The organism is Novosphingobium aromaticivorans DSM 12444 (assembly GCF_000013325.1).
Lineage (GTDB): Bacteria > Pseudomonadota > Alphaproteobacteria > Sphingomonadales > Sphingomonadaceae > Novosphingobium > Novosphingobium aromaticivorans.
Genome location: NC_007794.1, coordinates 15,890 through 37,489, shown reverse-complemented (window position 1 = coordinate 37,489; position 21,600 = coordinate 15,890). Strand labels below are relative to the sequence as shown.

Sequence of the window (21,600 nt, the reverse complement as noted above, 5' to 3'; positions counted from 1 at the left end):
CCTGGCGCGTTTCATCGCACGGCCAACGCGGCTTGTCGCAGTTGGTTCCCGGCGGGAACCGGCGCGTCCGGATAAGGAAAGAGGCCGGAAGGACTGATCCTTCCGGCCTCGTTTCTCAAGCGGTAGCTGCGTGGACTTAGAAGTCCATGCCGCCCATGCCGCCCATTCCACCGCCCATCGGCGGCATCGCGGGCTTGTCGTCCGGCTTCTCGCTGATCGCCGCTTCCGTGGTGATCAGCAGGCCCGAGACCGAGGCAGCGTCCTGAAGCGCGGTGCGCACGACCTTGGTCGGGTCGATGACGCCGGCGGCCTTCAGGTTCTCGTAGGTGTCGGTCGCGGCGTTGAAGCCCTGGTTCTCGTCGTTCTCGCGCAGCAGGTTGCCCGAGACGACCGCACCGTCATGACCCGCGTTCGCGGCGATCTGACGGATCGGGGCCTGGATCGCGCGGCGCACGATGTCGATGCCCTTGGTCTGGTCGTCGTTGGCGCCCTTGAGGCCTTCGAGAGCCTTGGTGGCATAGAGCAGAGCCGTACCGCCGCCCGGGACGATACCTTCCTCGACTGCGGCGCGGGTGGCGTGGAGAGCGTCGTCGACGCGGTCCTTGCGCTCCTTGACCTCGACTTCGGTCGCGCCGCCGACCTTGATCACGGCAACGCCGCCAGCAAGCTTGGCAAGGCGTTCCTGCAGCTTCTCGCGGTCGTAGTCCGAAGTGGTGACTTCGATCTGCGCACGGATCTGCTCGACGCGGGCCTTGATCTCTTCGGCCGAACCGGCGCCGTCGACGATCGTGGTGTTGTCCTTGTCGATGGTGACCTTCTTGGCCTGGCCGAGCATGGCGAGCGTGACGCTCTCCAGCTTGATGCCGAGGTCTTCGGAGATCATTTCGCCGGCGGTCAGCGTGGCGATGTCGCCCAGCATGGCCTTGCGGCGGTCACCGAAGCCCGGAGCCTTGACGGCGGCAATCTTGAGGCCACCGCGCAGCTTGTTGACCACGAGGGTGGCCAGCGCTTCGCCTTCGATGTCCTCGGCGATGATGAGGAGCGGACGGCCCGACTGCACCACGGCTTCGAGGATCGGCAGCATCGCCTGGAGCGACGACAGCTTCTTCTCGTGGATCAGGATGTACGGGTTCTCGAGTTCGACCGTCATCTTTTCCGGGTTGGTGATGAAGTAGGGCGAGAGGTAGCCGCGGTCGAACTGCATGCCTTCGACGACATCGAGTTCGAATTCGAGGCCCTTGGCCTCTTCAACGGTGATCACGCCTTCCTTGCCGACCTTCTCCATCGCCTCGGCGATCTTCTGGCCGACTTCGGTGTCGCCGTTGGCCGAGATGATGCCGACCTGGGCGATTTCCGACGAACCGGCGACCGGGGTCGAACGGGCCTTGAGGTTCTCGACGACCTTGCCGACGGCGATGTCGATGCCGCGCTTGAGGTCCATCGGGTTCATGCCGGCGGCAACCGCGGTCATGCCTTCGCGAACGATCGCCTGTGCAAGAACGGTCGCGGTGGTGGTGCCGTCACCGGCCGCGTCGTTGGCCTTCGAGGCCACTTCGCGCAGCATCTGGGCGCCCATGTTCTCGAACTTGTCCTTGAGCTCGATTTCCTTGGCGACCGAAACACCGTCCTTGGTGATGCGGGGGGCGCCGAAGCTCTTGTCGATCACGACGTTGCGGCCCTTGGGGCCCAGCGTGACCTTCACGGCATCAGCGAGGATGTCGACGCCGCGCAGAATGCGTTCACGAGCGTCGCGGCCGAACTTTACGTCCTTGGCAGCCATGTCTTGTTCCTTCGAATTTCTTGAGTGGATTTCAGGACAGCAGCGTCGATCAGCCGATCACGCCGAGGATGTCCGATTCCTTCATGATGAGCAGGTCTTCACCGTCGACCTTGACTTCGGTGCCGGACCACTTGCCGAACAGCACGCGATCATTGGCCTTCACGTCGAGCGGGGTGATCGTGCCGTTCTCGGCGCGGGCGCCCGAACCAACGGCGACGACGATGCCCTCGGCAGGCTTTTCCTTGGCGCTGTCGGGGATGATGATGCCGCCGGCGGTCTTTTCCTCGGCTTCGACGCGGCGTACGAGCACGCGATCGTGCAGCGGACGGAAAGTCATGGATTGCTCCCTCTTCCAAGTTACTGAATGGGTCTTGGCACTCTCAACCCGAGAGTGCCAGCGGCGCGGATATGGGTGCCTCGTCATGGGCCGTCAATGGGCACCGTGAAGATTCTTTTCGCCGGGATGAACGAATTTCGCGACTGGCGTTCAGGCCGGGAGGAGGCCCAGTCGCGCACGGTTCCGCCAACGCCATAGCATGAGGCTGGCCACGACGACGAGGCCGACCATGAGGCCGATCCATACGCCCAGCCCGCCGAGCGGAGAGAAGAGCCCGAGGCCGACGGCCGTCCCCAGCCCGGGCAGCCAGTAGCCGAACAGGGCGAAGGCCATGGGAATACGCGTGTCCTGCAGGCCCCGCAGCAGGGCAGCGCCCACGGCCTGCGCGCCGTCGAACAACTGGAACGCTGCGGCAACCGCCATGTACTGCACCGCGAGGACGGCCATTGCGCGGTTTTCGGGCGCGTCGGGATCGACGTAGAGATGCAGGATCGCGCGCGGGGCGAAGAGCATGATGCTGGCGGTCACCACCATGAAGCCCATGCCGAGCACGACGGCGACCCGGCCTGCCCGGGCGATGGCGGCCCGCTCGCCAGCACCGAAGGCCAGGCCCACGCGGATGGTCGCAGCCTGGGCGACACCGAACGGCACCTGGAAGGCGATTGCGGCGAACTGGAGGGCGATCGTATGGGCGGCAAGCTCGACCTCGCCGATGCGTCCCATCAGGAAGGCGGCGCCGTTGAACATCCCCGCCTCGGCAAGGATCGTGCCGGTGATCGGCAGGCCCACGCGCAGCACGTCGGCGAAACGCTTCCACTCCGGCTTCCACCACCGGCCGGCCAGCCTGTAGCGACGCAGGCGGCGGTCGGAGCGGATCACCACGATATAGGCCAGGACCATCGCGCAGGTCGTGACTATGCTCGACAAGGCAGAGCCGGTGAGCCCCATTTCCGGCGCGCCGAGGTTGCCGAAGACGAAGACCCAGTTGCCGAAGGCGTTGATGGCCACTGCCATGCCGGTGATGACCGTGCCGATCGTCGGACGGCCGAGCGTCGCCACGAAGGTGCGCAGCAGCGCCGAGATCGTGGAAGGAATCGCCGCCCACATCAGGACGTTGAGAAACGGGACGGCAAGCGCGATGACTTCGGGCTGCTGGCCGGTGACGCGCATCAGCGGACCGCCGAGCAGGCAGACGCCCATGGCGAACAGGCCAGCCAGGGTTCCCGCCCAGGCCGCCATGCGCACGGTTCTGCGCACTTCGCGAACGGCGTGCCGGCGCCGACCGAGTTCGGCCGCGATCAGTGGCGATGCCGCGCCGACAAGGCCCGAGAGGCTCCAGACGAGAAGGCCGAAGAGCGACACCGACAGCGAGGAGGCGGCAAGCGCCACCGGCCCGAGCCGCGCCACGAACACCACGTCCACCGCAAAGACCGCCATCTGCAGCAGGTTCGCCCCGACCATCGGCGCGGCGAGACGGAGCATCGCGCGCAGTTCTTCGGTCCAGTGTACGGGCGGCTTTTCAAACATGGGGAGCGGGGCCATAGGGCGAGTGCGACCCCAAGGAAAGAAGAGTCCTCCGGGCACGGAAATTTTGGTTCCGTCCGGCGTTGATCGATCCAGGGGCCGCTGCGCTGCTGGCGGAAAGAACGAAAGGCGACAGACATGCACCCTATTTTCAACACCTCGATCGCGGCGGCGCTCGCACTGTCGCTTGCTGCCTGCGGCGGTTCGAAGAGCGGGAATGAGGGCGACGCGTCCGGAGAGACAGCCACGGCCACCGGCACGGCCACCGGCACGACCAGCCAAGCCCCTGCCGCCACCGAGGCCACGCCGGTCTCGGCCGCTGCGGCCGATGCCGCGCCATCCTCGTTCGCGATCTGCAAGTCGTGCCATTCCGTCGAGAAGGGCAAGCACGTGATCGGGCCGAGCCTGTTCGGCATCTACGGAACAAAGGCAGGGGACGTCGCAGGCTATTCGTTCAGCCCCGCCATGAAGGCGTCGGGTCTGACCTGGGACGATGCGACGCTCGACAGGTTCCTCGCGAGCCCGATGAAGACGGTGCCGGGTACGCGCATGACTTATGCCGGCCAGCCCGACGCGGCCAAGCGCCAGGAACTGATCGCCTACATCAAGTCGCTGAAGTAGGCTCTGCTTTCGCAATTCGCGTTTCAAAGCGTGTCCCGCCGCCCGCTGCAGGTTGACCCGCGCGGGCGGGGGTGACAGCGTTCCGGCATGGAGAGGACGCACGAATTGGCCGGGCGCGCGAAGGCGCGTCACGGTCCCAATCTTTCGCGATTGGCGGTGCGGGCCGCCACCCTGCTGCTGCTGCTTGCGGCCGTACAGGCGCTTGCGAGCCTCCTGTTCTACAACGCGATAGACCGGGAAACGCTGCGGGAAGATCACGCCCGGCGCGTGGCGGAACTGCTGGTGGTAAGCGACCGGGTCCACGATCTAGCGCCCGAGATGCTCGGGGCCATCATGAGCACCGGGCACCTCGAGGCAGTCGTTGCCGATACTCCGCTTGTTCCCCACCGCGACGTCGAAAAGGCCGTCGGGGAAATCCGCCGCCACATCCTTCGCTGGGAGCCCGGGCTTGCCAAGCGGGTCCTCCATCTCGGCATGGAGACGTCGCCGCAGGGGTCGCGCGACCTGGTGGGGGCGATGAAGCTGGAGGATGGCCGGTGGCTGAATTTCCGGTCGCGCGACATCGGCACCGGATGGCCCATCGCGCTGCGGGCGACTGTGCTGACGCTGGTGACAGCGGTCCTCGGACTTGGGCTGGCGCTGTGGTCGCTGCGCATCATGACCCGGCCGTTGCGGGACCTTACCGACGCCGCCGACGAGATCGGCAGGGGGCAGTTCGTTCCGGTGGAAGAGCGCGGACCCGACGACCTGCGCAGCCTGGCTCGATCGATGAATGCCATGCAGGGGCGCATCGCCGCGATGCTGGAGGACCAGGCGCGCTCGTTCGAGGCGATAAGCCACGACTTGCGCACGCCGCTGTCGCGCGTGATGATCGCGGCCGACCTTGTCGACGACGCCGAGATCGCGGGCCTGATCCACGACAGCACTGCGGAAATGGAAGCCATGCTGATGTCGTTGCAGCAATACCTGCGCGCGCAGCACCTTGCCGCCGACCCGGAAGCGATGGACCTCGGCGTTGCGATAGCGGATCTTCTGCAAGGGGCGTTTCCGGGCCGGACGGAACTGATCGTCGCGCCGCATGCGGTGGTGCGAACCTGGCGGGAGCCATTGCTGCTCGCCTTGCGGCCTCTGGTCGAAAATGCCGTGCAGCACGGCGGCAAGGCGCGGGTCACGGTTGCGCCTGACGCCGAAGGACATTGGACGGTGACCATTGCCGACAATGGCCCGGGCATCCCCGAGGACCAGTTCGAACGGATCCTCGCGCCCTTCTACCGGATCGATGAAGCGCGGGCCCGCGACACCGCGGGGTTCGGGCTGGGCATCCCGACCGCGCACCGGCTGTTGCAGCGTTTCGGCGGCGAGATCGGCTTCGGCAGTGCGGACGGCGGCGGCCTGCTGGTTCGCGTCAAGGTTCCGGTCGCGCCATCCGATGGCGACTGAGGACGCGCAGCCGTGACCCAAACGAAAAGGGCGGCCCCGGAGGACCGCCCTTTCCTGTTTCTCGGCTTGAACAAGCCGAAGAAGCTTACTTGACCTCGACGGTGCCGCCGGCTTCTTCGATCTTCTTCTTGATGTCTTCGGCTTCAGCCTTCGACACGCCTTCCTTGATCGCCTTCGGAGCGCCTTCGACCAGCGCCTTGGCTTCGGTCAGGCCCAGGTTGGTGATCGCGCGGACTTCCTTGATGACCTGGATCTTCTTGCCGCCGTCGCCGGTCAGGATGACGTCGAATTCGGTCTTCTCTTCAGCAGCTTCGGCAGCAGCGGCCGGAGCAGCGGCAACAGCCACGGCAGCAGCGGCGCTCACGCCCCAAGCTTCTTCGAGAGCCTTGGCGAGGTCAGCGGCTTCGAGGACGGTCAGCTTCGAAAGTTCTTCAACGAGCTTGGCGATATCGGCCATGGTATTTCACTCCTGATCTTGTGGTGCCCGTGAGCCCTGATGGCGTCGCCGGGCGGATTTCGAACAATCTTATGCGGCTTCCTTGGCGTAGGCGCCGAAGACGCGGGCCAGCTTCGCTGCCGGGGCAGTCGTGAGCTGGGCGATCTTCGTGGCCGGAGCCTGGATGAGGCCGATGAGCGTGCCGCGCAGTTCGTCGAGGCTGGGCATGGAGGCGAGCGCCCTGACCCCGGCTTCGTTGAGAACCTGCGAACCCATTGCACCACCGACGATTTCGATCTTGTCGGTGGTCTTGGCGAACTCGACCACTGCCTTGGCGGCAGCAACCGGATCGGCGGACGCCGCGATTGCGGTCGGGCCGGTGAACAAGTCCACCAGACCTTCGTAATCGGTGCCCGCGACGGCAAGCTTGGCAAGACTGTTCTTCGCAACCTTGTAGGTCGCGCCCGCTTCGCGGATCTTCGTGCGCAGGGCGGTGGACTGGGCCACCGTCATGCCGAGGTTGCGGGTGATGACCACCGCGCCTGCCTCTGCGAAGACGCCGTTCAGGAAGGCGACCGATTCGGCTTTCTGCGAACGATCCATGCCTAACTCCTTCACAAATGACCGGGCGGGTCGCCCCGCACGGTCGGCTACGTGTGTCGATGGCCCGAAGGCCACCGGCGAGTCCGTGACAAGGGAAGGAGATGCGCGCGAAGCGCGAAAGGAGCCACGATCCTGGAGGAGCGAGGGGCCTGAAACTCTTTTCCCCGTCTAGGTTGGACATTAAGTGCGGGCAAATCCCGCACGCCAACTGTCTCGGACGGATGATCGGCGAACCCCGAAGAGGCCCACCGGTCGGTGCGGGCCTCTGGCGGATTCGAGGCTTTGAGTCAAGCTTTACGCGGTTTCGCCGCTTTCGGCTTCGTAGCCGAGGATGTCGCCCGGCTGGCAATCCAGTTCCCGGCAGATCGCCTCGAGCGTGGAGAAGCGGATCGCCTTGGCCTTGCCGGTCTTGAGGATCGAGACGTTGGCGAGCGTCAGGTCGATGCGTTCTGCCAGTTCGGTCAGGGTCATGCGGCGGGCGTGGAGCAGGTCGTCGAGTTTGACATTGATCGGCATCACACGGTCCCTTCCAGGTCTTCGCGCATCTGTGCGCCGGTACGGAACACGCGGGCGAGGATGAAGAGCACGAGGGCGAGCAGCAGGCCGTTGGTCGAGATGCCTGCCTCGACGTTCACGTTGGCGGCCTTGTCGGTCGCCTCCTCGATCATCGAACCGAGGATTCCGACGGGCAGAGAGACGATCTGGATCGCGACCGAAAGCCAGGCCATGGCGCGCAGGCGCTCTGCATTTACGGGCGTGAAGGGGTCGCCTTCCTCTACCGTCCTGACGATGGCGCGCAGCTTTTCCGCAAAGCGGTAGCTCGCCATCAGCAGCCCGGCGAGTAACGGAAGCAGTACAAGGATGAGCCAGTAGCTCGACCCGGCGCCGCCATTGGCGACGAGCTTGGCCACAACGAGATCATGCATCGCGACGATCGCGGCAAAACCTATGCCAATGCCGACCATGCCGATGACGAGCATGACCATCGTGAAGGTGAGCAGGGCCTTGGCCAATCCCAGCAGCGGATCGGTTCGAAGCGTGGACATGGGATTTCCCTCCTGGTGCGGGCGGCGGTCAGGCCGCGAGCGGAAGCTGGTAGGTCGCGGTGACCGGGCCATCGGCGAGGCCGAGTGTTGCCTGGCGCGTGCCCACCGACGGCAACCACAGCGTGGCGGCCAGCAGCAGCGACAGGATCGCGGCGGCGGCATGGGGAGCGGGGCGGGGCATTGATCGTTCTCCGATATGGTCGATATCGAAAATCAATAAACGCGATTCGTTTTATCGTCAATCAATAATATTGAAAAACGATATGCCTCTTATTGTTGCGCGAGCATGCAGACTTTTAGCCGTGCAAAAAGAGCGACCCCGTCCGGGAGGGATGGACGGGGTCGCTCCCCCTCACCACGACGTGGCGACGGGTGAAGGTGGGGTACTTCGCGGCCGGCCGTTTCAGACCCGCGCGTATTCCGGCTGCCGGATGACCGGGCGTTCTGCGCTCCGCGCCGGGGCGTCGCTGCGTACGGTCATGGACTGGACCATGATGCGCGCGCGGCGGCGCCGCGCCTTGCGCGAGGTAAAGGGATTGGCGGCGTCGGGCGGCGAAGCGACGATACGCTCGACAAGGGCCTCGCGCTCGCTCGTGCTCGCCATCGGCGCGATGGGCGTCATGGCATGGGCGGGCGCGGTCGGCACCATGCGTGGTGCCGGAAGGGCGGCGCGCGTTTCGGCAAGCGGCCGGGCGGGCGGGCGGCTTGTCGCGGGCGGGACGAAATCGACGTCCGCCTCGTAGGCGCGGCGGCGGCGGGTCATGGCCAGGCCGATGCCGCCCAGAACAAGGAGCGTTGCCGCAGCGCCTACGGGAAGGGCCCATTCCGGCGTTGCATCACTATTCGCGACCGCCAAATCGTCCACGGTCGCCACAGGAGGCGCGTCGGCTGCGGGCGCGGGGGCAGGCGGCGCGACTGCCGCAACCGGTGCCACAAGTGGGACCGCCGAAGCGGTCGTCGCGGTGCTTGCCGATGGAGACGGGCGTGTGGACGCGCGAATCCGGGGCTGCGGGGCGGCACGGACTGGCGGTTCGGCAGTGGCGGGCGTTGTAGCAGCCGTGGTGCCGGCTTCCGGCGCGATGGTTGGTTCCTGGGCCGGCGTGGGAATGACGATCGTCGGTGCCGTGGTAGTTGGTGCCGTAGTAGTTGTGGCCGGAGCCGAGAGCACGGGGGCATCAGTCATTGGCGCCGTCGCGTCCTGTGCATGGGCGAGACCGGGAGAAAGCATCAGCATGGCTGAAATCGCCATGGTGTTGCGGGGCGATATGGCGTTGAGCTTTGTCATGAAGCTAAAACGCGACGAACCGCTGACAAGGTTCCCCGTTGGCGATGAGCCGAACGCGGATTGGCGGTGAAGCGATTTGATCTGTGACTTCCCGGGTCGTTTCTGAACGGCCGTTAAGCTATTCATCCTGCAACTTTGCCTTGACCGTAATTGTCGGTCGCATGGGTTTCGTCGGGCCGCGGTGTGCCCTTTGACTTCGCGGGCGCGGGCCCCTATATGCCGGTTCCTGTCCTCGCTTCGAGCAAGGTCGTCCCATGCGCAGGGGGTGGCCCGGGAAGGAAGCGAAAGGACATTCCATCTGACGCCAGAGGCTGCGGGCCATGACTTCCGTGAAGGAAGTTCGTGTGCCGTGCGGCCTTTTGCCGTTTGGTGGCGCCACATGCTGCGCGTGGCAGAATTTTCGCCGGTTTTCCGGCCGTTTGTTGAAGAGGCTCGTAACCTTTATGGCTACCAAGGCGACGTCTAGCAGGACGACTGGCCGCCCCGGCGTGAAGAAGCGCATCCGCAAGATCTTCGGTGACATTCACGAAGTCGTGCAGATGCCGAATCTGATCGAGGTCCAGCGCGAATCGTACGAGCAGTTCCTTCGCTCCGATCCCGCCACGGGCTACGTCTCGGGCCTGGAGAAGACCCTGCGCTCGGTCTTCCCGATCCAGGACTTCGCCGGGACCGCCAGCCTCGATATCAAGGAAAAGGACGGCTACGTCCTTGAATCGCCCAAGTACGACGTGAACGAATGCCGCCAGCGCGGCATCACTTACGCCGCGCCGATGAAGGTAACGCTCAAGCTCGCGACCTTCGAAGTGGACGCCGAGACCGAGACGAAGTCGCTCATCGATATCAAGGAGCAGGACGTCTACATGGGCGACATCCCGCTCATGACCGAGAACGGGACGTTCTTCATCAACGGCACCGAGCGCGTGATCGTCTCGCAGATGCACCGTTCGCCGGGCGTGCTGTTCGATCATGACCGCGGCAAGACCCACTCGTCGGGCAAGTACCTCTTCGCCGCCCGCGTGATCCCTTATCGTGGTTCGTGGCTCGACTTCGAGTTCGACGCCAAGGACATCGTCAACGTCCGCATCGACCGCAAGCGCAAGCTGCCCGTCACCGCGCTGCTCCACGCGCTGGGCCTGGGCGACGAGGACATCCTGCACCATTTCTACGACACCGTGACCTGGGCTCGCGCCGAGGGCGGCTGGAAGGTGCCCTTCGTGCTTGAACAGTGGCGCGGATCGAAGCCGGCGTTCGACATCGTCGACGCCAAGTCGGGCGAAGTGATCTTCCCGGCCGGCCAGAAGATCAGCCCGCGTGCAGCCAACAAGGCCGCGAAGGACGGGCTCGAGGCGCTGCTCATCCCGACCGAGGAAATCTTCGGCCGCTATGCCGCGCGCGACCTCATCGACGAGTCGACCGGCCGCATCTGGATCGAAGCCGGCGATGAAGTCAGCCCCGAGAACCTCGACCTGCTCGACAAGGCGGGCATCGACAATCTCGACCTGCTCGACATCGACCACATCTCGACCGGGCCGTGGATCCGCAACACGCTCAAGGCCGACAAGGCTCCGGATCGTGATCACGCGCTGGCCGACATCTACCGCGTCATGCGCCCCGGCGAACCGCCGACGCGCGAAACCGCCGAAGCGCTGTTCGACGGCCTGTTCTTCGACGGGGATCGCTACGACCTCTCGGCCGTGGGCCGCGTGAAGCTGAACATGCGTCTCGGCCTGGATTGCCCGGACACGGTCACCACCCTGCGCACCGACGACATCCTCGCGGTGGTCAAGGAGCTGGTGAACCTCAAGGACGGCAAGGGCGAAGTCGACGACATCGACAACCTCGGCAACCGCCGCGTGCGTTCGGTGGGCGAACTGCTCGAGAACCAGTATCGCGTCGGCCTGCTGCGCATGGAACGCGCGGTCAAGGAGCGCATGTCGTCGGTCGACGTGTCGACCGTCATGCCGAACGACCTGATCAACGCCAAGCCTGCCGTGGCCGCGGTGCGCGAGTTCTTCGGTTCGTCGCAGCTCTCGCAGTTCATGGACCAGACCAACCCGCTGTCCGAAGTCACCCACAAGCGCCGCGTTTCGGCGCTCGGGCCGGGTGGTCTGACCCGCGAGCGCGCTGGCTTCGAAGTCCGCGACGTCCACCCGACGCACTACGGCCGTATCTGCCCGATCGAAACGCCGGAAGGCCCGAACATCGGCCTGATCAACTCGCTGTCGACTTTCGCGCGCGTCAACAAGTACGGCTTCATCGAAACCCCGTACCGCAAGGTCGTGGACGGCAAGGTGACCAAGGACGTCATCTACCTGTCGGCGATGGAAGAGCAGAAGCACACCGTTGCCCAGGCTTCGGCCGAACTGACCGCCGACGGCTCGTTCGTCGAAGAGCTCGTCTCGGCCCGTCAGAACGGTGAATTCGTGATGGCTCCGCGCGACACGGTCACGCTGATGGACGTTTCGCCCAAGCAGCTCGTCTCGGTCGCGGCCTCGCTCATTCCGTTCCTGGAAAACGACGACGCCAACCGCGCGCTCATGGGCTCGAACATGCAGCGCCAGGCCGTGCCGCTGATCAAGGCGGATGCGCCTTTCGTCGGCACCGGCATGGAAGAGACCGTGGCCCGCGACTCGGGCGCTGCGATCTCGGCACTGCGCTCGGGCGTGGTCGACCAGGTCGACGCAACCCGTATCGTGATCCGCGCCTCGGGCGATATCGAACCCGGCCAGTCGGGCGTCGACATCTACCGCCTGCAGAAGTTCGAGCGCTCGAACCAGTCGACCTGCATCAACCAGCGTCCGCTGGTGAAGGTGGGCGACCTGATCGAGAAGGGAGACATCATCGCCGATGGTCCCTCGACCGAGTTCGGCGAACTGGCGCTGGGCCGCAACGTGCTCGTCGCGTTCATGCCCTGGAACGGCTACAACTACGAAGACTCGATCCTGATCAGCGAACGCATCGTGAAGGAAGACGTCTTCACCTCGATCCACATCGAGGAGTTCGAGGTCATGGCCCGCGACACCAAGCTCGGGCCGGAGGACATCACCCGCGACATCCCTAACGTCGGCGAGGAAGCCCTGCGCAACCTCGACGAAGCGGGCATCGTCTACATCGGCGCGGAAGTTCACCCTGGCGACATTCTCGTCGGCAAGATCACCCCGAAGGGTGAATCGCCGATGACGCCGGAAGAGAAGCTGCTGCGTGCGATCTTCGGCGAAAAGGCCAGCGACGTGCGCGACACCTCGCTTCGCCTGCCCCCGGGCGTCGCCGGCACGATCGTCGACGTGCGCGTGTTCAACCGTCACGGCATCGAGATCGACGACCGTACCCGCGCGATCCAGAATGAGGAAATCGAACGCCTCGCCAAGGACCGCGAGGACGAGCGCGCCATTCTCAACCGCGCGACCTTCAACCGCCTGAAGGACATGCTGCTCGGCCAGGTGGCCGCAGCTGCGCCCAAGGGCATCAAGAAGGGTGTCGAGATCGACGAGCAGGTCCTTGCCGATGTCGAGCGTCACGAATGGTGGAAGTTCGCGGTCGCCGACGACGCGCGCCAGCAGCAGCTGGAAGCGGTCAAGGCGCAGTACGACACGGCCGTCAAGGCGATCCAGGAGAAGTTCGAGGACCGCAAGGAAAAGCTCGAGCGTGGCGATGAACTCGCTCCGGGCGTGCTCAAGATGGTCAAGGTCTTCGTCGCGGTGAAGCGCAAGCTGCAGCCGGGCGACAAGATGGCCGGCCGTCACGGCAACAAGGGCATCATCAGCCGCATCCTGCCGCAGGAAGACATGCCGTTCCTCGAGGACGGCACGCCGGTCGACTTCGTGCTCAACCCGCTGGGCGTGCCGTCGCGCATGAACGTCGGGCAGATCTTCGAAACGCACCTTGGCTGGGCCGCCCGTGGCCTTGGCAAGCGCATCGGCGAGGCTCTCGACGCATGGCGTGAGGCCAACCCGAACCCCGAAGCCGGCCAGCCGCCGGAAGCTGTGCGTGAGTTGCTCAAGGAGATCTACGGCGACAACTACGCAGCCGAGATCGACGCCCGCAACGACGAGCAGATCATCGACTTCGCCCAGTCGGTTCGCCTTGGCGTGCCGATGGGTTCGCCGGTGTTCGACGGCGCGGTCGAGAAGGACGTGACCGACATGCTGCGTCTCGCCGGGCTCGATGAATCGGGTCAGGTGACGCTGTTCGACGGCCGCACCGGCGACGCGTTCGACCGCAAGGTCACCGTGGGCATGAAGTACGTGCTGAAGCTGCACCACCTTGTCGACGACAAGATCCACGCACGTTCGATCGGGCCTTACTCGCTCGTCACCCAGCAGCCGCTGGGCGGCAAGGCGCAGTTCGGCGGCCAGCGCTTCGGCGAAATGGAGGTCTGGGCGCTCCAGGCCTACGGCGCGGCCTACACGCTGCAGGAAATGCTGACGGTGAAGTCGGACGACGTGGTCGGCCGCACCAAGGTCTACGAAGCGATCGTCAAGGGCGACGATACCTTCGAGGCCGGCATTCCCGAGAGCTTCAACGTGCTCGTCAAGGAAATGCGCTCGCTGGGCCTCAACGTCGAACTGTCGTCGCTCGACGACACGGATGACGACGACGGTCTCGCCGAGGCGGCGGAGTAAGGATCACGGGCGGCGGCCTGACCGCCGCCCCCTTTCCCGCCCCGAAATTCACGTCCAACGCCTCTCCACGAGGCAAGGGAACGGCACTAAATGAACGACCTGACCAAATTCACCAACCAGATCGCCAAGCCCGAGACCTTCGACCAGATCCAGATCGGTCTGGCGAGCCCCGAGCGCATCCGCAGCTGGTCCTTCGGCGAGATCAAGAAGCCGGAAACGATCAACTACCGCACGTTCAAGCCCGAGCGCGACGGCCTGTTCTGCGCGCGCATCTTCGGTCCCGTGAAGGACTACGAGTGCCTGTGCGGCAAGTACAAGCGCATGAAGTACAAGGGCGTCGTCTGCGAAAAGTGCGGCGTCGAAGTCACCGTCACCAAGGTGCGCCGCGAGCGCATGGGCCACATCGAGCTGGCCGCGCCGGTCGCCCACATCTGGTTCCTCAAGTCGCTGCCTTCGCGCATCGGCCTGCTGCTCGACATGCAGCTCAAGCAGCTTGAGCGCATTCTCTACTTCGAAAGCTACGTGGTCATCGAGCCGGGCCTGACCCCGCTCGAAAAGTACCAGCTCCTGACCGAGGACGAACTGCTCGACGCGCAGGACGAGTACGGCGAGGACGCCTTCTCGGCCGGCATCGGTGCCGAGGCCGTCAAGCACATGCTGATGAACCTCGACCTCGTGCAGGAAAAGGAAGACCTGCTCCAGGAGCTGGCGACGACCAAGTCGGAGCTAAAGCCCAAGAAGATCATCAAGCGCCTCAAGGTCGTGGAATCGTTCATCGATTCGGGCAACCGCCCGGAATGGATGATCCTCGACGTCGTGCCGGTCATTCCGCCAGAACTGCGCCCGCTGGTGCCGCTCGACGGTGGCCGCTTCGCGACCTCCGACCTGAACGACCTCTATCGCCGCGTCATCAACCGCAACAACCGCCTCAAGCGCCTGATCGAGCTGCGCGCGCCGGACATCATCGTCCGCAACGAAAAACGCATGCTGCAGGAGGCGGTTGACGCGCTGTTCGACAACGGCCGTCGCGGCCGCGTGATCACCGGCGCCAACAAGCGTCCGCTCAAGTCGCTGTCCGACATGCTCAAGGGCAAGCAGGGCCGCTTCCGCCAGAACCTGCTCGGCAAGCGCGTCGACTATTCGGGCCGTTCGGTCATCGTGACCGGTCCCGAACTCAAGCTGCACCAGTGCGGCCTGCCCAAGAAGATGGCGCTCGAGCTGTTCAAGCCGTTCATCTACGCCCGCCTCGATGCCAAGGGGCTGTCGATGACCCTCAAGCAGGCCAAGAAGTGGGTCGAGAAGGAGCGCAAGGAAGTCTGGGACATCCTTGACGAGGTGATCCGCGAGCACCCGGTCATGCTGAACCGTGCGCCCACGCTGCACCGTCTCGGCATCCAGGCCTTCGAACCGGTCCTGATCGAAGGCAAGGCGATCCAGCTGCACCCGCTCGTCTGCTCGGCCTTCAACGCCGACTTCGACGGTGACCAGATGGCCGTCCACGTGCCGCTTTCGCTGGAAGCCCAGCTCGAAGCGCGCGTGCTGATGATGTCGACCAACAACATCCTCTCGCCCGCCAACGGCAAGCCGATCATCGTGCCTTCGCAGGACATGGTTCTCGGCATCTATTACCTGTCGATGGACCGCGCTGGCGAGCCGGGCGAAGGCATGATGCTGGCCGACATGGCCGAAGTGCACCAGGCGCTGGAGGCCAAGGCCGTCACGCTGCACTCGAAGATCGTGGCCCGCGTGCCCCAGACCGACGAGGACGGCAACCAGTACCTCAAGCGGTTCGAGACCACGCCGGGCCGCATGCTCATCGGCGAATGCCTGCCCAAGAGCCACAAGGTGCCGTTCGAGATCGTCAACCGCCTTCTCACCAAGAAGGAAATCGGCGACGTCATCGACCAGGTCTATCGCCACACCGGCCAGAAGGACACCGTGCTGTTCGCCGACGCCATCATGGCGCTGGGCTTCCGCCACGCTTTCAAGGCCGGCATCTCGTTCGGCAAGGATGACATGATCATCCCGGACAGCAAGGACGCGCTGGTTGCCGAGACCAAGGAACTCGTTGCCGACTACGAGCAGCAGTACCAGGACGGTCTCATCACCCAGCAGGAAAAGTACAACAAGGTGATCGACGCCTGGAGCCGCTGCGGCGACCAGGTGGCGAACGCCATGATGGAAGAGCTTAAGTCCTCGCCCATCGATCCGGAGACCGGTCGCCAGAAGCCGATCAACGCGATCTACATGATGTCGCACTCGGGCGCTCGTGGCTCCCCGGCGCAGATGAAGCAGCTCGCGGGCATGCGTGGCCTCATGGCCAAGCCTTCGGGCGAGATCATCGAGACCCCGATCATCTCGAACTTCAAGGAAGGCCTGACCGTCCTTGAATACTTCAACTCGACCCACGGCGCCCGAAAGGGCCTCGCGGACACCGCGCTCAAGACCGCGAACTCGGGTTACCTGACCCGCCGTCTGGTCGACGTGTCGCAGGACTGCGTCGTGATCGAGGAAGACTGCGGCACCGAACGTGCGCTGGAAATGCGCGCGATCGTGCAGGGCGGCTCGACCATCGCTTCGCTTGGCGAACGCATCCTTGGCCGTACCCTTGCCGAAGACCTGATCGAGGCGAAGTCGGGCGAAGTGATCGCGCAGAAGGGCGAACTGCTCGACGAAGCCGCGATCGCGAAGATCGAGGCTGCCGGCGTGCAGTCGGCGCGCATCCGCTCGCCGCTGGTTTGCGAAGCGACCCAGGGCGTCTGCGGCAAGTGCTATGGCCGCGACCTCGCTCGCGGTACGCCGGTTAACATCGGTGAAGCTGTCGGCGTCATCGCCGCGCAGTCGATCGGTGAACCGGGCACCCAGCTGACCATGCGTACCTTCCACATCGGTGGCGCGGCGCAGGTCAACGAGCAGTCGCACCTCGAGGCTATCAGCGACGGTACCGTGCAGTACCGCGACATCCCGACGATCACCGACAAGCGCGGCCGTCGTCTGTCGCTCGCCCGCAACGGCGAGATCGTCGTGATCGATACCGAGGGTCGTGAGCGCGCGATCCACCGCGTGCCCTACGGTACGCACCTGCTGCACGAGAACGGTGCGATCATCTCGCAGGGCGACCGCCTGGCCGAGTGGGACCCGTTCACCACGCCGGTGATCACCGAAAAGCCCGGTATCGTCCGCTACCAGGATCTTGTCGACGGCAAGACCCTGACCGAGCAGACCGACGAAGCCACCGGCATGTCGAGCCGCGTGGTGACCGAGAACCGCGCTGCGGGTCGTGGCAAGAAGGAAGACCTCCGTCCGCGCCTGACCCTGCTCGACGAGAACTCGGGCGAGGCCGCACGCTACATGATGGCGCCGGGCACGACGCTGTCGGTCGAGGACGGCCAGCAGGTGGAAGCGGGCGACATCCTTGCCCGTGCCTCGCGCGAAGCCGCCAAGACCCGCGACATCACCGGCGGTCTGCCGCGCGTTGCAGAGCTGTTCGAGGCCCGCAAGCCGAAGGACAACTCGATCATCGCCAAGATTGCGGGCCGCATCGAGTTCGTGCGTGACTACAAGGCCAAGCGCAAGATCGCGATCATCCCGGAAGAGGGTGAACCGGTCGAGTACCTGGTGCCGAAGAGCCGCGTGATCGACGTGCAGGAAGGCGACTACGTCAAGAAGGGCGACAACCTGATCTCGGGCTCGCCCGATCCGCACGACATCCTGGAAGTCATGGGCGTCGAGGCTCTGGCCGAGTACCTCGTCGCGGAAATCCAGGAAGTCTACCGCTTGCAGGGCGTGAAGATCAACGACAAGCACATCGAGGTGATCGTTCGCCAGATGCTGCAGAAGGTCGAGATCACCAACGGTGGCGACACCACCCTGCTGCCGGGCGAACAGGTCGACCTCGAGGAGATGCTCGAAACCAACGGCAAGCTCGAGGAAGGCCAGCAGCCTGCCGAAGGCAAGCCAGTGCTGCTCGGCATCACCAAGGCCTCGTTGCAGACGCGTTCGTTCATCTCGGCGGCGTCGTTCCAGGAGACCACCCGCGTGCTCACGCAGGCGGCCGTGGAAGGCAAGAAGGACTCGCTGATCGGCCTCAAGGAGAACGTGATCGTCGGCCGTCTCATCCCCGCCGGTACCGGCGCGGGCATGAACCGCATGCGCGTCGCAGCCTCCAGCCGCGATGCTGCCCTGCGCGCCTCCTACCGCAAGCTCCAGGAATCGCTGATCGCTCCGGCGACGGCGGCTGAAGAGCACGCGGCGGAACTCGCCCAGGGTCCCGAAGCAGCGATCGGCGACGATCCGCTGGCGACGGTCGAGGGCGAGACCCACGGCACCGATGCCGACGCGGGCGACTACCTGATCGAGGGTGACGAAGCCTGATCCGCTTCGCACGCTGAAACGAAAAGGCCCTGCAGGATCGCTCCTGCAGGGCCTTTTTCTTTTGCGAGGGAGAAGTAGTGCGGTGGCCGCCGTGGGCGTCAGGCAGCCGCCTCGCGACCGGCGCCACTGTCTGGGTCACCCTTCTCCTGCTTTGCCTTGAACTCCTCGTTGCTCATCTCGAGAAGTTTGCGAGCACCTTCGGCGTTGCGCTCGTCGAGCTTTTCCATGACCGCGCGGATGCGGGCGCCGCCCAGTGGAGAATGCGGATCACGCATGAGCATGCGTATCGTCGACTTCGCCTCCTCGAATTGGGCGCGAGAAACTTGACTCTCCGCCAGTTCCGCGCGGATTACACGGTCGTATGGCGCGAGCTCCAGCGCGCGGGAGAGAGCCTGCAAGGCGTTACCGGTGGGCTTGAACCCCTGACTCAAGAACGATGCGTAGTACAGGAACAGAGGTTGCGGGTGATCAGGGTCGATCGCGTTCGCCTTGAGAAATGCCGCGCGCACAGCGTTCCATTCGACGGGCGTCGCGCCGTTCCGGGACGCTTTGGCCAGCATCGCGCGCCCTTTGAGGACGTGAGCCTCGATCGCCATCGGGTCGATTGCGATTGCCGTGTCGGCAGCGGCCAGTGCAGCATCGACATGATCGGCTTCGAACTCCGCCATCCCGAGGATGGTCTGCACGAAGGCACTCGTGGGGTTGCGCGCGGCCATTGCCCGAACTTCAACCGCCAGCGGTTCGGCGTTCCCTTCTTCCAAGCCTCGGCGAATGCGCATCCAGAAGGGCATCGCTTCGGCATCTTCCTTGCTCAGCTCCCGTACGTTCACCTGAGCGGGGCGCAAGGTTTCCCCCTTTATGAGGTAGTAGGGCATCGTGACCTTCCGGCCGTACGATTGAAGATCTAGTTCGAGCTGACGCAAATCGCCGAATGCCGCGATGGCGGCATCCCGGTCGTTCAGCCCGCGGCTGAGCGCACCTGCATATGCGGCGAGTTGCCCTTCCCGCGAGGCCTCGAACGTCAGCATGTGATAAAGCAGCCACGCGCGGGGGTAGAACTGGTCGAACGCCAACTCGCGCCGCGCGAAATAGGCCTGGCTGTCGACCAGCATTTCGGCGGGCACGGAGACCTGGTGCGTCAATTGCCAGCCGCGCCACTGCCCTGGCAGCCCGAGGCCGATCGAACCGTTCTTCTCGAAGCGTGCGGTTGAGACGAACTCGGCGAATCCCTCGTTCAGCCATATCGGGTAGAGGATCGACTGGTTTTCCGAAACGAAATGGTGCGCGTACTCGTGCAACAATACGCCCTCGGCGAAACCGTTCTCACCGGTCTCCTGCACAATGAATGGCGGGACGATCGCGTATGACGCGCCTGCGATCGAGGAGTAAAAGCCACCGACGTAGTTTCCGCCCTTTCCGAACAGGCGGGCGACATCGATCGGCGACTGCACCATGAAAATGGTGACCCGGTTCGACGGGGCGATAGGTTCGTCAGTCCGACCGGTAAGCTGACGCAGCGCTGCGTCAAAGCGCTCGAGCTTGGAGGCCATTATCCGGACTTGTTCAGTCCCGCGGTCGGAATAGACCACGAAGTGCTTGCTTGATGCCTCGTACCATTTTGCCTGAACTGGCATGGCGAGGCAAAGCGCCGCCAAGGCGCTGGCTGTTCTTAATAAAATTCGACGCACGAGACCCCCGGTTACTGCCCAAATGCGCAACATAACCGTTTGCTTCAAAACGGCAAACGCACTCGCGCGGCCGTTACTGCAGGAGAGGGTGCGCCCTCGGCTGGCCCTGGTGGAGGGCCAGCCGTCTCGGGCTCGCTCCGGTGGAGCGAAGGGCCTTTCTCAGCGGACCTTGCGGTGTTCGCCCTTGACCCAGCGCACGGTGCCCGACGAGGCGCGCATGACGACGCTCTCGGTGGTCATCGTGCCGTTCTTGTGGACCTTCACGCCGGCGAGAAGCGAACCGTCGGTCACGCCGGTGGCGGCGAAGATGCAGTCGCCCTTGGCCAGTTCGATCAGGTCGTATTGCTTGTTCAGGTCCTCGATGCCCCACTTGCGGGCGCGGGACTTCTCGTCCTCGTTGCGGAACAGCAGGCGGCCCTTGAACTGGCCGCCAACGCAACGCAGCGCCGCAGCGGCAAGGACGCCTTCGGGCGCGCCGCCGGTCCCCATGTACATGTCGACGCCGGTTTCCTCGTTCGTCACCGCGATCACGCCGGCAACGTCGCCATCGGGGATCAGCGAGATGCCGCAGCCGAGGCTGCGCAGTTCCGCGATGAGATCCGAATGGCGGGGGCGATCGAGCACGCAGACGATGATGTCGCCCGGCTGCACGCCCTTGGCGGCGGCAACGGCGCGCACGTTTTCGCTCGGCGTCTTGTCGAGGTCGATGATGCCTTCGGGGTAGCCCGGGCCGACCGCCAGCTTGTCCATGTAGACGTCGGGCGCGTTGAGCAGGCCGCCTTCTTCGGCCACCGCGAGCACGGCCAGCGCGTTCGGGCCGGCCTTGGCGGTGATCGTCGTACCTTCCAGGGGATCGAGTGCGATGTCGATCTTCGGCCCGGTGCCGGGGGCCGCGCCGACCTTCTCGCCGATATAGAGCATCGGCGCTTCGTCACGTTCGCCCTCGCCGATCACGACGGTGCCATCCATCCACAGTTCGTTGAAGGCGGCGCGCATGGCCTCGACGGCGGCGGCATCGGCCGCCTTCTCGTCGCCACGGCCGATCAGGCGCGATGCGCCGATCGCGGCGGCCTCGGTCACGCGCACCATCTCGAGCACGAGGACGCGGTCGAGGACGTGGGATGCGGCGGGGTTGGTGGGCTTGTCGGTCACGATGGCTCCCTATCTGGTCGTGCGCTCAAATTGCTATGCACCGCGTGCGTTCAGCCGGAGTGCAGGTGCCGCCCGGCAGGACCCGGATCGACGTACGCCACGAACTGTGCAAACGTATGCGTGAATATCATCGTGTCGCGCAAAGGGCTTTGCATGGCACAGGTGACATTGGTGTGACCTAGGCACTAGACGCGAGGGAAGGGTCTTGTCGAGACGGACAGTTGCGGTTCTGGCGGGCTTGGCGCTTCTTTTTGGCGCGATTCCCGCGGCTGCGCGGCAGCAAGCGGCATCGGGAGGCGCAGTCCAGGGACCGGTCGTGCCCGGTGCCGCCATGCAGGAAGCCGATGCGACGACGTCGCAGCGCCTGCTCGCCGGAACGCAGGCGGAGCGCTGCCGCCCGATGCAGAGGTCGGATGGAACCATCGTCGTGTGCGGCGGCAAGGAAGCGAGCGAGCGTGAGCGCATTCCGCTGCGCGACGAGACCGACAGTGCGAAATCGACCAACGACGGCCTGCCGCGCGCACCCAACGTATCGGGCCTGCGCGATTGCAGCCGCGGTTGCCTCGGCATCGGCGGTGTACCGCCGCCGATGTACTACTTCGATATCAAGGCCTTGCCGCCTCCGCCGCCCGGATCGGACGCCGATCGCATCGCCAAGGGCGAGATCCCGGCCCCCTGAGCAGGGGGCTCTG

The 21,600-nt window shown here is 64.9% G+C and carries 17 protein-coding genes; 6 read left to right on the top strand and 11 right to left on the bottom strand.

The genetic code is table 11. The annotated features are described in order from the left end of the window. Positions 1 to 136 precede the first annotated feature (136 nt). The 3 genes from groL to SARO_RS00165 form a co-directional block, all read right to left on the bottom strand. Positions 137 to 1,780 (bottom strand): chaperonin GroEL, encoded by a 1,644-nt coding sequence (gene groL / locus SARO_RS00175; RefSeq protein WP_011443698.1) that lies wholly within the window; start codon positions 1,778 to 1,780, stop codon positions 137 to 139. A 49-nt stretch (positions 1,781 to 1,829) separates the two neighbouring features. Next, the gene (gene groES / locus SARO_RS00170) at positions 1,830 to 2,117 is read right to left on the bottom strand and encodes a co-chaperone GroES (protein WP_011443697.1); all 288 of its coding nucleotides are present in this window, start codon (positions 2,115 to 2,117) and stop codon (positions 1,830 to 1,832) included. 150 nt (positions 2,118 to 2,267) lie between these two features. Then, entirely contained in the window at positions 2,268 to 3,644 is a 1,377-nt protein-coding gene (locus tag SARO_RS00165) for an MATE family efflux transporter (RefSeq protein WP_041549837.1), read from the bottom strand. 135 nt (positions 3,645 to 3,779) lie between these two features. Between SARO_RS00165 and SARO_RS20435 the strand changes: the two genes are divergently transcribed. Then, complete coding sequence (locus tag SARO_RS20435) at positions 3,780 to 4,262, top strand: c-type cytochrome (RefSeq protein ID WP_011443695.1); 483 nt, start codon at positions 3,780 to 3,782, stop codon at positions 4,260 to 4,262. An 87-nt stretch (positions 4,263 to 4,349) separates the two neighbouring features. Then, entirely contained in the window at positions 4,350 to 5,702 is a 1,353-nt protein-coding gene (locus SARO_RS00155; protein ID WP_011443694.1) for an ATP-binding protein, read from the top strand. An 85-nt stretch (positions 5,703 to 5,787) separates the two neighbouring features. On the opposite strand, the gene rplL is transcribed toward SARO_RS00155, so the two are convergent. The 6 genes from rplL to SARO_RS20875 all read right to left on the bottom strand — a co-directional run bounded on the left by rplL (position 5,788) and on the right by SARO_RS20875 (position 8,970). Continuing rightward, positions 5,788 to 6,159: a 50S ribosomal protein L7/L12 gene (rplL, locus tag SARO_RS00150; RefSeq protein WP_011443693.1), complete on the bottom strand. Its 372-nt coding sequence runs from the start codon at positions 6,157 to 6,159 to the stop codon at positions 5,788 to 5,790. Positions 6,160 to 6,228: 69 nt separating this feature from the next. Further along, positions 6,229 to 6,741, bottom strand: coding sequence for a 50S ribosomal protein L10 (gene rplJ / locus SARO_RS00145; protein ID WP_011443692.1), 513 nt, complete (start codon positions 6,739 to 6,741; stop codon positions 6,229 to 6,231). A gap of 294 nt (positions 6,742 to 7,035) precedes the next feature. Next, a complete protein-coding gene (locus SARO_RS00140; RefSeq protein WP_011443691.1) occupies positions 7,036 to 7,257 on the bottom strand; it encodes a helix-turn-helix domain-containing protein in 222 nt (73 codons plus the stop codon). Beyond that, complete coding sequence (locus SARO_RS00135) at positions 7,257 to 7,787, bottom strand: DUF2975 domain-containing protein (protein WP_011443690.1); 531 nt, start codon at positions 7,785 to 7,787, stop codon at positions 7,257 to 7,259. The genes SARO_RS00140 and SARO_RS00135 overlap by 1 nt, the downstream gene beginning before the upstream one ends. A gap of 28 nt (positions 7,788 to 7,815) precedes the next feature. Further along, on the bottom strand, positions 7,816 to 7,968 hold the full coding sequence (locus tag SARO_RS21275; RefSeq protein ID WP_011443689.1) for a hypothetical protein: 153 nt from the start codon (positions 7,966 to 7,968) through the stop codon (positions 7,816 to 7,818). Positions 7,969 to 8,190: 222 nt separating this feature from the next. Then, positions 8,191 to 8,970, bottom strand: coding sequence for a hypothetical protein (locus tag SARO_RS20875; protein WP_143004825.1), 780 nt, complete (start codon positions 8,968 to 8,970; stop codon positions 8,191 to 8,193). A gap of 49 nt (positions 8,971 to 9,019) precedes the next feature. On the opposite strand from SARO_RS20875, the gene SARO_RS21560 reads away from it, so the two are divergent. The 3 genes from SARO_RS21560 (at position 9,020) to rpoC (ending at position 18,068) form a co-directional block, all read left to right on the top strand. Further along, positions 9,020 to 9,142, top strand: a complete 123-nt coding sequence (locus SARO_RS21560; protein WP_256325462.1) for a hypothetical protein — start codon at positions 9,020 to 9,022, stop codon at positions 9,140 to 9,142. A 373-nt stretch (positions 9,143 to 9,515) separates the two neighbouring features. After that, complete coding sequence (gene rpoB, locus SARO_RS00120; protein WP_011443687.1) at positions 9,516 to 13,694, top strand: DNA-directed RNA polymerase subunit beta; 4,179 nt, start codon at positions 9,516 to 9,518, stop codon at positions 13,692 to 13,694. A 90-nt stretch (positions 13,695 to 13,784) separates the two neighbouring features. Continuing rightward, a complete protein-coding gene (gene rpoC / locus SARO_RS00115) occupies positions 13,785 to 18,068 on the top strand; it encodes a DNA-directed RNA polymerase subunit beta' (protein WP_011443686.1) in 4,284 nt (1,427 codons plus the stop codon). A gap of 98 nt (positions 18,069 to 18,166) precedes the next feature. On the opposite strand, the gene SARO_RS00110 is transcribed toward rpoC, so the two are convergent. Further along, a complete protein-coding gene (locus tag SARO_RS00110; RefSeq protein ID WP_041549831.1) occupies positions 18,167 to 19,618 on the bottom strand; it encodes a hypothetical protein in 1,452 nt (483 codons plus the stop codon). A 297-nt stretch (positions 19,619 to 19,915) separates the two neighbouring features. Then, positions 19,916 to 20,908 carry a class II fructose-bisphosphatase gene (gene glpX, locus SARO_RS00105; protein WP_011443684.1) on the bottom strand — a complete coding sequence of 331 codons (993 nt, stop codon included), beginning with the start codon at positions 20,906 to 20,908 and terminating at the stop codon, positions 19,916 to 19,918. A gap of 238 nt (positions 20,909 to 21,146) precedes the next feature. On the opposite strand from glpX, the gene SARO_RS00100 reads away from it, so the two are divergent. Next, complete coding sequence (locus tag SARO_RS00100; protein ID WP_049759264.1) at positions 21,147 to 21,587, top strand: hypothetical protein; 441 nt, start codon at positions 21,147 to 21,149, stop codon at positions 21,585 to 21,587. Positions 21,588 to 21,600: the final 13 nt, after the last annotated feature.

Excerpts from the sequence above, each read along its gene's own strand:
- SARO_RS20875 (WP_143004825.1), bottom strand. The coding sequence starts at position 8,970 with ATGACTGATGCCCCCGTGCTCTCGGCTCCGGCCACAACTACTACGGCA.
- groL (WP_011443698.1), bottom strand. The coding sequence starts at position 1,780 with ATGGCTGCCAAGGACGTAAAGTTCGGCCGCGACGCTCGTGAACGCATT.
- rplL (WP_011443693.1), bottom strand. The coding sequence starts at position 6,159 with ATGGCCGATATCGCCAAGCTCGTTGAAGAACTTTCGAAGCTGACCGTC.
- SARO_RS00135 (WP_011443690.1), bottom strand. The coding sequence starts at position 7,787 with ATGTCCACGCTTCGAACCGATCCGCTGCTGGGATTGGCCAAGGCCCTG.
- SARO_RS00110 (WP_041549831.1), bottom strand. The coding sequence starts at position 19,618 with ATGGCCTCCAAGCTCGAGCGCTTTGACGCAGCGCTGCGTCAGCTTACC.
- rpoB (WP_011443687.1), top strand. The coding sequence starts at position 9,516 with ATGGCTACCAAGGCGACGTCTAGCAGGACGACTGGCCGCCCCGGCGTG.
- SARO_RS00155 (WP_011443694.1), top strand. The coding sequence starts at position 4,350 with ATGGAGAGGACGCACGAATTGGCCGGGCGCGCGAAGGCGCGTCACGGT.
- rpoC (WP_011443686.1), top strand. The coding sequence starts at position 13,785 with ATGAACGACCTGACCAAATTCACCAACCAGATCGCCAAGCCCGAGACC.
- rplJ (WP_011443692.1), bottom strand. The coding sequence starts at position 6,741 with ATGGATCGTTCGCAGAAAGCCGAATCGGTCGCCTTCCTGAACGGCGTC.
- SARO_RS00165 (WP_041549837.1), bottom strand. The coding sequence starts at position 3,644 with ATGTTTGAAAAGCCGCCCGTACACTGGACCGAAGAACTGCGCGCGATG.
- SARO_RS21275 (WP_011443689.1), bottom strand. The coding sequence starts at position 7,968 with ATGCCCCGCCCCGCTCCCCATGCCGCCGCCGCGATCCTGTCGCTGCTG.
- SARO_RS00140 (WP_011443691.1), bottom strand. The coding sequence starts at position 7,257 with ATGCCGATCAATGTCAAACTCGACGACCTGCTCCACGCCCGCCGCATG.
- groES (WP_011443697.1), bottom strand. The coding sequence starts at position 2,117 with ATGACTTTCCGTCCGCTGCACGATCGCGTGCTCGTACGCCGCGTCGAA.
- SARO_RS21560 (WP_256325462.1), top strand. The coding sequence starts at position 9,020 with ATGGCTGAAATCGCCATGGTGTTGCGGGGCGATATGGCGTTGAGCTTT.
- SARO_RS20435 (WP_011443695.1), top strand. The coding sequence starts at position 3,780 with ATGCACCCTATTTTCAACACCTCGATCGCGGCGGCGCTCGCACTGTCG.